Genomic DNA, 15,421 nt, shown 5'->3' with positions numbered 1-15,421 from the left:
GGTCGATAACATGGGCAAGTGATGGGACGTCGTTGGTATTGAACATGAGTTATGGTGTCGAATTGCGCCCGCTCCAGCCTTGGGATCTGCCCGCCCTGCGACGCTGGCGCAACCTGGACGAGGTGCGGTTGCAGATGGTGGAGCAGACGCTCATCTCCCCCCGCCAGCAACGGCAGTGGTTCGTCAGCAGCCTGGAACGGTCTGACCAGCAGCACTGGGTGCTCTGGTGCCGCGGCCTGCGGGCCGGCTACGTCAACCTGAAAGGGGAGACGCGACAATCGCTGCATGGGCAGCCGGTGGCCGATGCCGGCCTCTATCTGGGCCGCTCCAGCGTGCGTCACCCCATGCTGGCCGTCGCCGCCGCCCTGTCACAGCTCGATCAGGGCTTCGATACCTTCGGGCTCGGCTGCATCCGCACTCTGGTGCGCACCGGCAATGACGCCGCCCTGCGCCTCAACGCGCAGCTCGGCTATCGCCAACAGGGGCAACAGGGCGACTTCATCGCCCTCGAACTGCAGCCCGCCGACTATTATGCCGCCCGAGAACGGCTACGGAGATTTTTCAGATGACTACAGCGTTGGAACAGGTTTTTGCCGATGCCCTCGGCATCGACGTCGGCAGCGTCAGCGACCAGCTGGCCTACAACAGCATTCCCCAGTGGGACTCTGTCGCCCACATGGGCCTGATCGCCCAGCTGGAGGACTGCTACGGCGTGCTGCTCGATACCGATGACATCATCGACATGAGCTCGGTCGCCAAGGCGCGGGAGATCCTCGCCAAGTACGGGGTCGCCCTCTGATGCAGGGGCTGCTGCAAGGCAAGCGGGTGTTGATCACCGGCGCCGGGCGCGGCATCGGGCTCGCCATTGCCCGGTTGTTTGCCGCGCAGGGGGCTGAGCTGTGGCTGGCGGGGCGTGACGAGGCGGCCCTGAGCCGGCTGGCCGATGAACTCGGCGCCGAGTTCGGCGTGTCTTGTCACTCTCTCTGTGTCGATGTGGCACAGCCGCAGGCAGTCAAGCAGGCCTTTCAGCAGCTGTTTGCCCAGACGCGCCAGCTGGACGTGCTGGTCAACAATGCCGGCATGCTGGAAGAGGGGCTGCTCGGCATGGTCAATCAGGCCCAGCTGGAGCAGACCTTCAGCCACAACACCTTCAGCGTGGTCTATTGCAGCCAGTATGCCGCCCGCCTGATGCAGCGCAGCGGTGGCGGCAGCATTATCAATTTGGCCTCCCTGATGGGGCGGGTGGGGGCAGCCGGCCTTTGCAGCTATGCCGGCAGCAAGGCGGCGGTGATCGGCATCACCCAGTCGCTGGCCAAGGAGCTGGCCGCCAGCCGGATCCGGGTCAATGCCATCGCCCCCGGCTTCATCGACACCGAGATGGCCCACGCCATCCCGGACGACAAGTTTGCTGAGCGGCTCGCCAGCATCGCCATGGGGCGCATCGGCACGCCGGACGAGGTGGCCAAGGTGGCGCTGTTTCTCGCCTCCGACCTGGCAAGCTATGTGACCGGCCAGGTCATCGGCGTGGATGGAGGCATGACGATCTGATGGATCACGCGCACGCACTGCTCGCCCACCTGCGGGAAGACAACCCGGCGCCGGCCTGGTGCGACCCGCAAGAGGGCTGGCTCTCCTACGGCGAGCTGGCACGGCGGCTGGCGCGGCTGGCTGCCGGCTATCCGGACGAGCGCAGCCTGGTTTATCTGCCCTTTTTCACCCGCACCGCCCACCTGCTGCACTATCTGGCGGCGCTCAAGCTGGGGCATGTCGTGATGCTGGCAGACCCCGCCCTCCCAGCGAGCCAGCACGATGCCAGCTGCCGGCAGTTTGGCGTGAGCTGGCGGGTCAATGACGCCGGCCAGCTGGAGCGGCTTGCCGCGACGACGCCCACCCTGCACCCGGAACTGTCAGTATTGCTGCCGACCTCGGGCAGCACCGGCAGCGCCAAGTGGGTGCGGCTGTCGGGGCGCAATCTGGCTGCCAACGCCGCCTCCATCGCCGACTATCTGGCGCTGACGGCGGCCGAGCGGGCCATCACCAGCCTGCCGCTGTACTACTCCTATGGCTTGTCGGTGCTCAACAGCCATCTGCTGGTGGGTGCCTCCCTGGTGCAGCACGAAGGGAGCGTGCTGGAGCGTGACTTCTGGCAGCAGGTCGATCTGCACTGCGTGAGCAGCTTTGCCGGGGTGCCCTTTACCTATCAGATGCTGGCCCGGCTGCGCTTTGACTGGGCCCGCTACCCCTCGTTGCAGACCCTGACCCAGGCGGGCGGGCGTTTAGAGCCCGCGCTGGCGCAGCAGTTTGCCGAGCAGGCCCTGCGGCTGGAGCGGCGCTTCTTCGTCATGTACGGCCAGACCGAGGCCACCGCCCGCATGGCCTGGCTGGCGGCGCCCGAGGTGGCTGCTCATCCGGATGCCATCGGCCGCGCCATTCCAGGCGGCCAGTTCGCTTTGCGCGCACTGGAAGGGGGCAAGAACGGGGAGGGGGAGCTGGTCTATCGCGGCGACAACGTCATGCTGGGCTACGCCGGCACGGCCGAGGATCTGGCGCAGGGCGCCCAGCTGCAGGAGCTGGCCACCGGCGATCTGGCCCGTTGCGATGAGGCGGGCCGCTACTACATCTGCGGCCGGCTCAGCCGTTTTCTCAAGCTGTTCGGCAAGCGGGTCAGCCTGGCGGAGGTCGAGAGCCAGCTCCATCGCTGGGGCTGGACGGGGGCCTGCGGCGGGCGTGATGACAGCCTGCTGGTGGTCGTCGAGCCCCGCGGTGACCAGCCGGCCGACGGCTTGCAGCGCGAACTGGCGCAGTGGTTGCAAGCCCCGCCGCGGGCGGTACAGGTGGTGCAGGTGACACAACTGCCGCGCACCGCCAATCACAAGATTGACTACGCCGCTCTGGCCAGACTGGCGGGGGAGGCGTGATGGAGCACTTGCTGAGCGCGCCGGTCTTCGCGCTGCCCCAGGCTGCCAAACAGGCGCTGCTGCTGGCGCGGCTCAACGCATTGACTGCGCACCATCGGGCGCACTGCACGGCCTATGACAATGTGCTGCAAGCCTTCGGCTGGACGGCTGCGGCGACTGACTACGATGCGCTGCCCTACCTGGCGGCCCGGCTGTTCAAACTGGCCCAGTGGCAGAGCGTGCCGCAGAGCGAGGTGTTCAAGGTGCTCACCTCGTCGGGCACCACGGGCTCGCCATCACGGATCGTGCTGGACCGGGAGACCGCCGCTCTGCAGAGCAAGGTGCTGGTGAAGATCCTGCAGGAGTTTGTCGGCAAGCAGCGCCTGCCCATGCTGCTGGTGGAGCAACCCGCCCTCATCCAGAACCGCAGCGGCTTTTCGGCGCGCGGCGCGGGCGCGCTGGGGCTCTCTTTCCTCGGCCGTGACCATACCTATGCCCTCGACGAGCAGATGCGGCCCAATTGGTCTGTCATCGAGGCCTTCTGTGACAAATATGCCGGCCAGCCGGTGCTGCTGTTCGGCTTCACCTTCATGGTCTGGCAATGCCTGCTGGAGCCGCTGCGCGAGCGCGGCCTGCAACTGCCGCTGACGCAGGGCATTTTGTTTCACAGCGGCGGCTGGAAGAAGCTGCAGCATCTGGCGGTGGACAATCACGCCTTCAAGGCCCGCTGCCGCGAACAGCTGGGGCTGGGCCGGGTACACAACTTCTACGGCATGGTGGAGCAGGTGGGCTCCATCTTCGTCGAGTGCGAGCAAGGTCACCTGCATGCTCCCGTGTTTGCCGATGTACAGGTGCGCGATCCGCTCACCCATCAGCCGCTCGGGATTGGCAGTCCCGGCCTGCTGCAGGTGCTCTCCGCCATTCCCGGCAGTTATCCCGGCCACAGCCTGCTGAGCGAGGATCTCGGCGTGCTGCTGGGGGAGGATGACTGCCCTTGTGGCCGCCATGGCCGTTATTTTCACGTAGCGGGACGCCAGCACGGCGCCGAGGTGAGGGGATGCAGCGACACCTTCCAATGACCCCGTCCGGGGTGACCACCGGGCTCTGGCAGGAGGGGCCGGCGGTCGGCTTCGTGGCCCCGACGACGGGCTGGCCAACCTTCTGCCCGCAGCCCTTGCCCTGCTTTTCTAACGTCATCTGCGATTTCGTGGCGGCGCTGTCGGCCCGCCTGCAACAGGAGGGGCGGCGTCATCCCGATCTGGCTGCGTTCGGTTTCTGGCTGCGGCCCCGCCAGCTGGCCAGAGAACAGCTGCGTTTGCAGGGACGAGGACCGCTGGGGGTCACCTTTCATCTGGTGCCCTCCAACGTGCCGACGGTGGCCTTCTACTCCTGGTTGATGGCTCTGCTGATGGGCAACCCCTGCGTGGTGCGACTGTCGTCACGCCGTGATCCGCAGCAGGAGGCCATGCTGGCGATCCTCAACGAACTGTTCAGCCTCGGTGAATGGCAAGAGATCGCCGCCCGTACCCGCTTCATTCGCTATGACCACGACGAGGGCATCACCGCCTGGCTGTCGGCGCGCTGCCGGCTGCGCATCATCTGGGGCGGCGATGAGACCATTCGCCAGGTGCGGGCCATTCCCCTGGCACCAACGGCGCAGGAAGTGGTGTTTCCGGATCGCCGCTCGATGGCGGTGCTCGACAGCCTCTGGCTGGCCGGGCTGGATCCGCAAGAGTGGCAACGGACGCTGGATGCCTTGCAGCAGGACTGCACCCGTTTCAACCAGCAGGCTTGTGCCTCGCCAACCACCCTTTGCTGGTTGGGCGAGCCCGGCGAAGAGCTGCGCCGCTGCTTGCTGGAAGCTCTGTTTGCTCCCTTTGCCACTGATCCTGCCTTGGCGATGGAGAGGCTCATCCACAGTCAACAAAATGCCGCCGAGCAGGGGGCAGTGAAGGTGACCAGCTTGCCCGGCGTCACCTTATTGACTCCGACCTGCACGCTGCGGCTCGCACACGTCGGAGGAGGTACAGTTGCCGAATTTGTGGCCGATACCCTGAATGAGCTGCTGGCACAGCCCTGGGACATGCAGACCTGCGTCTGGGTCGGCGGTGACAGGGCCGGGGTCGAAGCGGCGCTGCCGACTGCCCCCACCTGCCGGATTGACCGGGTGGTGGCGCCGGGACAGGCGCTCGCATTCGAATGGCACTGGGATGGCATCGACATGCTGCAACTGTGCAGTCGTGGCCTCAGCCGACGTGAATAATCGGGTGTGGCTCACATAAATCCCGCAGCTTCAATGGATTAGCTTGGTCGGGCATACCTCTTGCAGTAAAACCTGACAGAGAGGGAGAAGGGTTGACAGGGACCGTGCGGTAGCCTTGCCCATTTTCTCCCATCTGCTTCTTTTCTATTCATTTTCCCTTGGATTTCCCTATGAAAGTCAGCGTATTGGTGCCCGTCTACAATCTGGCGCGCTTCATCGAACCCTGCCTGCTCAGCCTGCTCGAGCAGCAGACGGATTTCGAGTTCGAAGTGATCGCCATCGATGACGGCTCGAGTGATGACTCCTGGTCCATCATGCAGCGGCTGGCACGGCAGTGGCCGGCCCTGCGGGCTCTGCAAAACAAAAAAAACATAGGGGTGTGCCTGACCATACGTGCTTTGCTGGAACAAGCTCGGGGAATGTATATGGTTTATGTCGATGGAGATGATTTGGCTCTCCCCGGCAAGCTGCAGGCGCTAACCAATTATCTGGATAGGCATCCCGATTGTGGTTTCGTTTATCACGAGGCTGAAGTATTTGATAGCGACTCAAATCGTACCACCTCGCTATTCAGCAGGGATTATTACAACGCGAAATATATCCCTGAGCGAGCGGGTCCGGAACACCTGGTGCAGTACGGACTCTTTTTCAATACCAGTTCCTGTGCTTTCCGTCGTCATGAAAGAATGTTGGATGCAGTGAATCTTGATTGCCATGTAGTGAATGACTACTCCTGGCATATTCTCAATTCATTTTATTTGGGAGGAAGAATAGACCGTATTTCGCAGGTGTATGGGCGTTATAGAGTCCATAGCGGTAGCATTTGTGGAACTATTCGTGCTTCAGATGAACGTCGTAAGCTTGCCTTGCAAGATATGCTGGCCGCATGTGATTTGGCGCGTGAGGCAGGAATGGATGAGCTGTTGGTGAAAAAGGGGAAAAGCCATCTTTGGTTTTCCACTGCGCTGTATTTTTTACGCGCCAGAAACTGGGCGTTTTTTGATTCGTTCATCACGGACTCGGTTCAGTCTCAGTGGTTCTTTGATGAGCGTCATGAATTTGCGTGGCAACATAGAAATGAACCGGAACTAGTATATGAAAAAATTTTTGTAAAATAGACAGCATGTCGCATGAACTTGAACAGGTAACCAAATGAAAAAAACGATCCATGTTGCCTTCTGCATTGATAATGGTTTTGCTATTCATTTAGCTGCTTTGATCCATAGTCTAGGGACGCATCTTAAGCACGACTTTCAGCTAAAATGCCACATTTTAGGTCGACTTAATAAAGAAAATATATCTAAATTATCGTCATTAGTTTCCAATGATTTGAATGTTATATTTCATGAAAATATACCTGACTATAAAAAAATCCCTATCAGTAGCCTCTACAATAATCGATTGAATGAGGTTACTTATTATAGATTTGCCATACCTGAAGTCTTGCATAATGTTGAGAAGGTCTTGTTCATTGATGCAGACATGATTGCGGTGGGGGATATCAGTCCACTTTGGTCGGTAGATATGGGGGGCTCCATTGCTGCCGTAGTATCTGATCATATTTTGGGGGGTGATAAAAAGAAGCAGCAGGAGCGAGGAATATTATCTGGTAGATATTTCAATGCAGGCTTTATTTTGATGGATCTTAGCAAATGGCGGGGAAATAATATCAGTCAGCAGGCATTGGACCTGCTCATTGATAATAATGGTTTTGAGCATAATGATCAGGATGCCTTAAACATTATTTTGCAGAATAAGGTTCTTTATCTCGATGAGAAGTGGAATGCTCAACCTAATCACATTTTACAAAAGGACATGCTCGTACCCATCCTCGTACATTTCTGTGGTCAGGAAAAACCTTGGCACGCATATTGTGCTCACCCTTTTAAAGATAGTTATCTAGCAAGTCGGGCTGAGACTGAGTATGCAGGTGAGCCACTGCAGGCATATCTTGACCAAGATGATATGGATATTTTGTCTCGTCTTAAAAAAATATTCCCTAATGGAGCATGTATCGCCGTCTGGGGGGCTGGCCAGAGAGGGCGGCGCCTGTGCTATGAAATAATAAATAACATGAATGAATACTCAATAATATATATTGTTGATAAAAATGTGGGTGGTGAGTTTATGGGGATAGAGATAAAGCCACATCTTGTAAAAATAGAAGGCGTTGATGCAGTAATAATTGCTTCAATCCCTTATAGAGATGAAATAACAATGGAAATAAATGCTGTGACAACTTATAAATCAGTAATTATTTAGTTCATGGTACAAAAATGGGGCGAAAATGCAAAAAAAAGAGTGGGCGAAAGGGGTTTTATCTGAAGTGCAATTTTGGTCTTCATGGGTAAGAGAGCGTGGGGGATTGTGGCCACGGGATTTTCTTGACAGACTAGATCCTGATCTTCCTCTGCGTGGGACGCTACATGATCTTGTCAGTTCTTGTGATGGAACTGATATTACTATCCTAGATTGTGGCGCTGGGCCACTCACCATCTTAGGAAAGAAGCATACTAATAAAAGAATAAAAATAACGGCGATAGATGCGTTAGCAGACGAATATCATAAATTTAACTATCCATCTCCTCCTCCGATACTGACAGAACTATGTGAAACAGAACATATACTGGATAGCTTTGCTAAGAATTCATTTGATATTACATATGCTAGGAATACATTGGATCATAGCTATGACCCGATTAGATGTATCATGAATATGATAGAAGTTACTAGACCTGGTGGCTATATATATATTCAGCATTCAGCTAATGAGGCTGAGCATGAGAAGTATAACGGAATGCATCAATGGAATTTTTGTATAGAAAATGGAAGTCTATATGTCTGGAATAAGAGGGAGAGAGTGAATATATGTGATTTAATAAGATGTCTTGTATGTGTAGAAGCAATTTCAGAAAATGGCTCTATACATGTTGATGTGATCTTTAGAAAGCTGTAGTAGTTATCATAAGGGTTCAAGTATGCGCGTATCAATAGTAATTCCATGCTAGCAGCAAGAAGAGTATTTAAACCGGGTGCTCGAATCTATTGATAAGCAGGTTTATCAAGATATAGAAATCATTGTGGTTGATAATGGTTCCCTGAGTCTGGTCTATTCATGGGATGCAATGGTGCATTCTTCATGTAAGAGTCTTGGATTTATGGAGCCTGAATATCGGTGGACGAAGTAATATCTCGAAGGATAATATATCCTTTATCGCGAAACATCATGGATTTGAAGTGATCAGCCAGACGGCAATCAATTGGGAGGGGGAACATAGACTGTATTAGTGTGTTGAAAAGGTTATAAGAGTATATGATGCACTTGTGACTTGCTAAAGTTGTGATCACATAAAGACACATTTAAAGTTACCTATACCAAGAGTGTGTTTTTTGGGGTTATGTAAATATTTGCATATATAAGAGACATGTTGTCCTGAATGGAATAGCCTATGTTAATATCCATAATTATCCCCTGTTACCAACAAGAAATATATCTTTCACGGGCGCTTGACTCTATTAAGCTACAAAATTATTATCCTTTGGAAGTGATCGTTGTTGATGATGGTTCAGTCGAACCGATCACCCTTTCTGTGAGAGAGTATGATTTTCCCATAAAATTGATAAGACAATCAAACCAAGGGCTCTCTGCAGCTAGAAATACTGGAATAAAGCACTCCAAAGGAAAGTTGATAAAATTTCTTGATGCTGATGACACGCTTTTACCTGGATGTTTGACCGCGCAAGCTACATGTATGGGCCAATCATCAGGCGCTATCTGTATAATCGGTTATAAAGAGATTGATGAAGAGAATGATACTCATCGTGATGTATATCCTGCCTTTGGTGATGTCATTCCAGCGCTGATGATTGATAACTTAGCTCCGGTACATTCCTTCTTATTTCACAAGCATGATTTGATAGCAGTGGAGGGTTTCAATACCACAACAAGGACCAATGGGGGATGTGAGGACTATGATCTGATATTTAGAATGGCTCTGAATGATTGCTTTTTTGTCAATTTACATAAGATAGGTGTAGCATATCATCGACGAAGTGGTTCAATGTCAACCAACGTCGAAAAAATGAAAAAAGCAATGTTAGATGTATGGTTATATAATATATTAACTTTGCTAAAATCTCACAATAAAATGCATGAATTATACATTCTTCCCATATTGTCGGGATTGTCATTGAGGTTAGACAACAGACCAATAGCTATACCTTGTGAACTTGAGCTCTTAGTTGCTGAAATTATACGATATCTGGCTCATATAGAGAATGGAATTAACCAGGGAGGATTACAACTCTTGCTTGGTTTGATGCAGAGACATGTGGAATTATCTGCGCTTTCTCAATTTCTGAAATCAATATCAACGCCGACAAGCTCATCTCTTTCTATAAAGCCACAAGAACTGCTTGATTATAGAATGTATCTGCTAGGTACAGGCTATAGGTTTGATGACCAGCGACTATATAAGATATTATCTCTTGCCAAGACACACAATCATCGATTCGCCATATATGGTGCGGGTGATATTGGTTATAGAATTTATAGCCTGCTGCAGGCAGTAGATCTTACCCCCGCATTTTTATTAGATCGAAATACAACCAGGTCCGATTATAAGTACAATATCCCTCTATTGCCACCAGATAAAATTAACATTATTAATGTTGATGCCATTATTATTGCATCTGATGCCTATTATCAAGAGATATATGAATTACTGATGTCGATCCGTTCTGATATTGAGGTGGTGTAATGCCAGTAGTTATATATCACTACAATAATAGTGTATTTTTACAAATAGATTTACTATTGGTATAAGCACATGGATAAAGAAAACCATGATATATTTTTCTCGGAGCAATGTGCTCTAGTCTCTGTGCTATGTCTATCATTCAATCATGGGAAATACTTGAGATATGCTCTTGATTCTATCGTCATGCAGGAAACCAATTTCAAGTATGAGGTACTGGTACATGATGATGCTTCCCTGGACAACTCGCAGGAGATTATATCTGAGTATGAGAGTAAGTATCCAAATAAAATAAAAAGTTTGAAAAGAAAAAATAATGTCTACTCTAAAGGAGATTTACTCTCCATTTGGAGATTTTTTGTAGAGAATGCTAATGGTAAATTCTATGCATTTTGTGAGGGTGATGATTATTGGTGCTCTAAACATAAGCTTCAAGAGCAGATATCAGCCTTAGCTATGAGTGACGGTTGTGATCTGTCATTTCATCCCACAACAAGACTTGATACAAAGACTGGAAATATCTGTGGAGTTTATGGAAGTTATGATGATAATGTCAATGTTGGTTTTATTCCATTCTCTTTGTTAGGTGAGCTATTCATATCCAGTACTATACATATATCATCGATTATTGTCAGAGCATCCACATTTTCTATGTTTTATGACTTTTTCATTCAACATCCATGGCTTGATGTTGGCGATTACTTCATAAAACTAATGAGTCTCTCTGCTGGGGCAGTCTACTTAAACGAATCTATGTCTGTTTATAGAGAGTCGGTTACAGGATCGTGGACGTCTAATAGAAATAATAACGTGCCACTACAACTATTACACTGTATAAAAATGTTGGCCGCATCAAAAGATATAATGAAGTTACATAACCAAAAATACCATGTACTTGGTCATCGTCATCTTCAAAGATATACTTTGGAACTTCACACTCTTTTGTATGGAATTCAAGAGAAAAGCTATACTGAAAGTTTTTATTCCGGTTTGAAGAGGCAAATAGACTGTGAGCTGGAAAATAGATCGTTGAAAAGAATAATTTACTATGGTGCGGGTAGTATATTTAATTCAATAATAAATTTTGCTGGTGTAAATATTGCTATTGACAAAGGTGTTGTTATGGTAATAGATAATGGGAAAGTGGTCTCTAAGACACCAATTGAGGATTACTTATTTCAGTTTGATGACGTGATTATTATAACACCTTTGTTCAGAGGTTGGTCAATTCGTGATGAACTGATGACAAATTGGGCGCCTAGCTGTCACTATATTGTTCTAGATGATTTACTCTCAGTTAATTTTGTAAACGATACTATCTTTTCTTCGGCAAAAGAATATCTTCGTATAGGACTAAAAATGGAAAGTGTATCAAATTTATCGATGTACTAGTTTTAGGAGAGTCACTGATGAAGATAATTCCCGTAACAAAACCATATTTACCTCCTTTGGAAAAGTTTGTCCCATATCTGGAGAAAATATGGGATAATCATCAATTAACAAATAATGGTCCTTTCCATCAACAGTTGGAAACAGCTCTTTGTGATTTTCTAGGTGTTGAACATCTATCTCTTTTTACAAATGGTACCTTGGCCTTGGTTACTGCACTACAGGCTTTGAGAGTGAAAGGGGAGGTGATTACAACACCATACTCATTTGTCGCAACCAGTCATGCATTAATATGGAATAATCTAACCCCTGTGTTTGTTGATGTTAAACCTGGTACTTTTAACATTGATCCAGACAGAATCGAAGAAGCAATCACACCAAATACAACAGCTATTCTGCCTGTGCACTGCTATTCAACACCTTGTGATATAGATAAAATACAAAACATAGCAGATAACTATGGTCTACATGTAATCTATGATGCTGCCCATGCGTTTGGTACTCTATTCCAAGGAGAGAGCATCTTGAAGCATGGCGATATGTCGGTTCTTAGCTTTCATGCAACAAAAGTCTTCAATACTTTTGAAGGCGGCGCCATCATATCCTCATCTTCAAAACTAAAAAAGCGCGTAGATTATCTGAAAAATTTTGGCTTTGCGGATGAGGTCACGATTGTCGCTCCTGGCATAAATGCGAAGATGAGTGAGGTCAATGCTGCATTTGGTTTGTTGCAACTAGAATATGTTAGTGATGCACTGCAGCAACGTAAAGAAGCATTCTTAAAATATTGTAAAGCATTAAATCAGGTTGAAGGGATTACCGTACCTTTACATGGAATGGAAGAACAAATCAATTATTCTTATTTTCCTGTCATCGTGAATGACCGTTATGCCGTGAGTCGAGATACTCTGTATGAAAGGCTAAAAGCGGAGGGAATACATGCTAGGCGATATTTTTATCCATTGATTAGTAATATGCCAATGTATAAAAGCATACCATCTTCATCACCAGCAAACCTCCCATTTGCAAATGAGTTATCAGATAGGGTTATATGCCTACCATTGTACCCTGGTATCGGTGATCATGATCTTGATAGAATCATTGCCCTTGTTAAATCTGGGGTAGGAGGCGTACATGAAAAAAATATCTGAGTTTGACATACATGCTTATAATATTATCAGAGAAAGTGTCAGTTCCTTTCTGAAGGAGCAAGCTGATAAACTAGATTCACCGAATGTTATGCTACTTGATATTGCCCCCCAAGATCACTTAGGTGCAGCAGAACATTTCTTAAAGGCAAAAATAGAAACTGCAGACTTGAATAAAGATGCGAATGCTACCTATACAATTGACATTACAAATAACAACTCAGAAATTATTCCCAATGACAGTTTTGATATCGTTGTATGCACCGAGGTGTTGGAGCATACATTGAATCCATTTTCCGCTATTTCAGAGATTTATAGAATTCTGAAAAAAGATGGTATATTACTACTAACGACTCCTTTTAATTTTAGAATACATGGCCCGTTACCTGACTGTTGGCGATTTACTGAGCATGGAATAAATGCTCTATTAAAAGAGTTTACATCCATAAGTATCACCTCAGTTGAGGATGATATGCGCTTCCTAATGCCATATCATTACACAACCATAGCCATAAAGTGAGCCCATTATGACAAATGTTTTGGTATTCCCATGTGGTTCTGAAATAGGCTTGGAAGTACAGCGTGCGCTAGGTAAATCTGTTCATTTTACTTTGATTGGTGGTAGTAGCTGCCAAGATCATGGTCGATATTCATATTCCAACTACATAGGTGATATGCCTTATGTAAGTGAGCCAGGTTTTATTGAAAAACTAAATGAAATAATAATCGATGAAGATATAAAATATATAATCCCTGCTCATGATGCTGTATTAACATTTTTGTCTGAAAATCAAGAAATTGTGCATGCTGATATCGTCTCCTCCATCTCAGAGACCTGTATTTTATGCCGCTCTAAAAAAGCAACATACGAATACCTATCATCATTAATAAAGACACCACGTATTTATATTGATGATATACCAGAGCAGTTCCCTATATTTATGAAGCCTGATGTGGGGCAGGGTTCAAAAGGAACTAGAATTATTAATAATTCCAAGGAAATGAGCTTTTTCAAGGAATTAGAGCCTGATGCATTGATGTTAGAATATCTCCCGGGGAAAGAATATACCGTCGATTGTTTTACAGATCGCCATGGTAGCTTGAAAGTCTGCTCGGCGCGTGATAGGGGGCGAATTGCAAACGGTATATCTGTGAACACCAAGTTGATCCACAGGCGAGATTTTTTAGAGATTGCAAATATTATCAATGATGCGCTCAAGCTACGGGGTGCTTGGTTTTACCAAGTAAAAGAGAATGCTAAAGAAGAGTTAGTGTTACTTGAGGTTGCTCCGAGAATAGCAGGAACTAGTGCTATTACGGGTGTGAATGGTGCTAATCTTATTGAATTAGCATTGTATGACAGAATGGGTATCGATATTGAAATTTACTGCAACAATCTAGATGTTGAAGTTGATCGTTCGTTATCCTCCAAAATACTGATAAATAATGATTTCGAACATATATATTTAGACTTCGACGAAACTCTTAGTGTTGATAATTTAGTCAATTGCGAAGTGATTGCGTTTATATATAAAATGAAGAATGAAAATAAGAAAATATATCTTATCACTAAGCATCATGGAGATATATTTGCAGCCCTTGATAATTTGAAAATATGTCATAGACTCTTCGATGATATCATTCATTTAAATGATTCAGATAACAAAGCGGATTATATTGAACATATCTCATCTATATTTATTGATGATTCTTTTAGTGAACGTAATAATATTTCAAAAAGACTCGGGATACCTTCATTTTCAGTTGATGTAGTTGGGATGCTTATCTGAAATTTAAAGACGCGGTGACTAATTTCACCGCAATCAACAGGAAGATTTTAAATGTCAATGAATGAAAATATCTTCTCTTGCTGATTTTTATAACTACACATATTTGAGAAGTATTTTCTGCATTCCTCTCCCCACCGGAATAAATTTTCTCTATCTTCATCCATAGTCTTTATCAAATCAAGAATATAAGTTGTATTTAAAAGATCAAAGATTACTAGAGATCTACTTGGAATATCGTAATGATGCTGTATTTTGTTAGGATCGGTGGTTGCCAATAAAACACCAGTCAATGCAGCTTCTATTCCTAGTGGCCATCCATTAAATGCAACGCCGGTATCAATACTGACTAAAATATCGACATGTCTATAATAGAACTCCATCAGTTCCATCATTGGCATGGGCTGATAAATAGTAACACCTTCGTTTGCAAATGGGTAGTTACCAATTGCAATGAAGTTTACAGAGTTGGATGGATATTTTTTAGAAAATTCATTTGCTATTTTATGGTATATGCTTGCTCCCTTCTCAATGGAATGACCTAGGCTCGCAAAGGCGACTGTGAGTTGTCCACCATGCTTTGCGGATTTCTTATAGGGATAAATATCTGTTTTAGTAAAAAAAGTTCCTCCTAAACATTCTAAATAATCAGTGATGCCTTCACTCTCCAGTAGTGAACTGGTTTTGGGATTTGTTGATATCAATTTTACCGAACGTGGGAGATCATGTTGCATAGATTTTGTCCCAGAAAAACCACCACCTGGATATAGGTGGATTGCTTGTTTCTCTCTGGGATATTCAATCAGTCGATTGAATTCACGATAGCAATGAAGGAATATATGATAGATGAGGTCATACTCATTTATATCAAAGCTAGAGTTTTTTGTAAAAACGTAGCTTGCCGGAAATTTTCCATTCCACTTAGTACCATCAACTTTTGTATTGTATTCGTTGAGATTATTATATTTTGGATCGAATATCAGTATGTTGTATCCTTCATAACCTAAAATATCCTTCATCTCTTCAAAATCTATGCTGTATGTTATTCCTGCAAAGCCATCTATTTTGAAGACCATTATGTCGGCATTTTTCTCCTTTATAAACGAGGCTGTTTCACATATTCGCCATAGAGATAGTTTGGTTGGAAATACAACATCAGTGACTAACGTTTTCTTCATGA

The 15,421-nt window shown here is 47.4% G+C and carries 16 protein-coding genes; 15 read left to right on the top strand and 1 reads right to left on the bottom strand.

Going from position 1 to position 15,421, the window contains the following annotated elements; all coding sequences use genetic code 11:
* The first annotated feature begins 32 nt into the window (after positions 1 to 32).
* The 15 genes from ACPDZI_RS21035 to ACPDZI_RS20965 all read left to right on the top strand — a co-directional run bounded on the left by ACPDZI_RS21035 (position 33) and on the right by ACPDZI_RS20965 (position 14,244).
* The gene (locus ACPDZI_RS21035) at positions 33 to 569 is read left to right on the top strand and encodes a GNAT family N-acetyltransferase (RefSeq protein WP_438833731.1); all 537 of its coding nucleotides are present in this window, start codon (positions 33 to 35) and stop codon (positions 567 to 569) included.
* Positions 566 to 799 carry an acyl carrier protein gene (locus tag ACPDZI_RS21030; protein WP_005306726.1) on the top strand — a complete coding sequence of 78 codons (234 nt, stop codon included), beginning with the start codon at positions 566 to 568 and terminating at the stop codon, positions 797 to 799. Before ACPDZI_RS21035 ends, ACPDZI_RS21030 begins: the two co-directional genes overlap by 4 nt.
* Positions 799 to 1,548, top strand: a complete 750-nt coding sequence (locus ACPDZI_RS21025) for an SDR family NAD(P)-dependent oxidoreductase (protein WP_187269049.1) — start codon at positions 799 to 801, stop codon at positions 1,546 to 1,548. The genes ACPDZI_RS21030 and ACPDZI_RS21025 overlap by 1 nt, the downstream gene beginning before the upstream one ends.
* Complete coding sequence (locus ACPDZI_RS21020; RefSeq protein ID WP_438833730.1) at positions 1,548 to 2,918, top strand: AMP-binding protein; 1,371 nt, start codon at positions 1,548 to 1,550, stop codon at positions 2,916 to 2,918. The genes ACPDZI_RS21025 and ACPDZI_RS21020 overlap by 1 nt, the downstream gene beginning before the upstream one ends.
* Positions 2,918 to 3,976, top strand: coding sequence for an acyl-protein synthetase (locus ACPDZI_RS21015; protein ID WP_323945485.1), 1,059 nt, complete (start codon positions 2,918 to 2,920; stop codon positions 3,974 to 3,976). The genes ACPDZI_RS21020 and ACPDZI_RS21015 overlap by 1 nt, the downstream gene beginning before the upstream one ends.
* A complete protein-coding gene (locus ACPDZI_RS21010; RefSeq protein WP_438834602.1) occupies positions 3,973 to 5,160 on the top strand; it encodes an acyl-CoA reductase in 1,188 nt (395 codons plus the stop codon). Before ACPDZI_RS21015 ends, ACPDZI_RS21010 begins: the two co-directional genes overlap by 4 nt.
* Positions 5,161 to 5,330: 170 nt before the next feature.
* Positions 5,331 to 6,278 (top strand): glycosyltransferase family 2 protein, encoded by a 948-nt coding sequence (locus ACPDZI_RS21005; RefSeq protein ID WP_438833729.1) that lies wholly within the window; start codon positions 5,331 to 5,333, stop codon positions 6,276 to 6,278.
* A 34-nt stretch (positions 6,279 to 6,312) separates the two neighbouring features.
* The gene (locus tag ACPDZI_RS21000; protein ID WP_118880145.1) at positions 6,313 to 7,422 is read left to right on the top strand and encodes a glycosyltransferase; all 1,110 of its coding nucleotides are present in this window, start codon (positions 6,313 to 6,315) and stop codon (positions 7,420 to 7,422) included.
* 25 nt (positions 7,423 to 7,447) lie between these two features.
* Positions 7,448 to 8,116 (top strand): methyltransferase domain-containing protein, encoded by a 669-nt coding sequence (locus ACPDZI_RS20995; RefSeq protein WP_118880146.1) that lies wholly within the window; start codon positions 7,448 to 7,450, stop codon positions 8,114 to 8,116.
* Positions 8,117 to 8,192: 76 nt separating this feature from the next.
* Complete coding sequence (locus ACPDZI_RS20990; protein WP_438833728.1) at positions 8,193 to 8,348, top strand: hypothetical protein; 156 nt, start codon at positions 8,193 to 8,195, stop codon at positions 8,346 to 8,348.
* Between the two features lie 261 nt (positions 8,349 to 8,609).
* Positions 8,610 to 9,920, top strand: coding sequence for a glycosyltransferase family 2 protein (locus ACPDZI_RS20985; RefSeq protein ID WP_438833727.1), 1,311 nt, complete (start codon positions 8,610 to 8,612; stop codon positions 9,918 to 9,920).
* Between the two features lie 69 nt (positions 9,921 to 9,989).
* The gene (locus ACPDZI_RS20980; RefSeq protein ID WP_146062431.1) at positions 9,990 to 11,309 is read left to right on the top strand and encodes a glycosyltransferase family 2 protein; all 1,320 of its coding nucleotides are present in this window, start codon (positions 9,990 to 9,992) and stop codon (positions 11,307 to 11,309) included.
* A gap of 17 nt (positions 11,310 to 11,326) precedes the next feature.
* Positions 11,327 to 12,457: a DegT/DnrJ/EryC1/StrS family aminotransferase gene (locus ACPDZI_RS20975; RefSeq protein ID WP_274382112.1), complete on the top strand. Its 1,131-nt coding sequence runs from the start codon at positions 11,327 to 11,329 to the stop codon at positions 12,455 to 12,457.
* A complete protein-coding gene (locus tag ACPDZI_RS20970; RefSeq protein ID WP_118880150.1) occupies positions 12,441 to 12,974 on the top strand; it encodes a class I SAM-dependent methyltransferase in 534 nt (177 codons plus the stop codon). The genes ACPDZI_RS20975 and ACPDZI_RS20970 overlap by 17 nt, the downstream gene beginning before the upstream one ends.
* Before the next feature lie 7 nt (positions 12,975 to 12,981).
* A complete protein-coding gene (locus ACPDZI_RS20965; RefSeq protein ID WP_438833726.1) occupies positions 12,982 to 14,244 on the top strand; it encodes an ATP-grasp domain-containing protein in 1,263 nt (420 codons plus the stop codon).
* A gap of 47 nt (positions 14,245 to 14,291) precedes the next feature.
* Here the strand turns inward: ACPDZI_RS20965 and ACPDZI_RS20960 are convergent, their stop codons facing one another.
* A complete protein-coding gene (locus tag ACPDZI_RS20960; protein WP_146062428.1) occupies positions 14,292 to 15,419 on the bottom strand; it encodes a hypothetical protein in 1,128 nt (375 codons plus the stop codon).
* Positions 15,420 to 15,421 lie beyond the last annotated feature (2 nt).

Source organism: Aeromonas oralensis, from assembly GCF_049665575.1.
Taxonomy (GTDB): Bacteria; Pseudomonadota; Gammaproteobacteria; order Enterobacterales; family Aeromonadaceae; genus Aeromonas; species Aeromonas hydrophila.
This window is presented reverse-complemented; position numbering and strand designations above follow the sequence as displayed.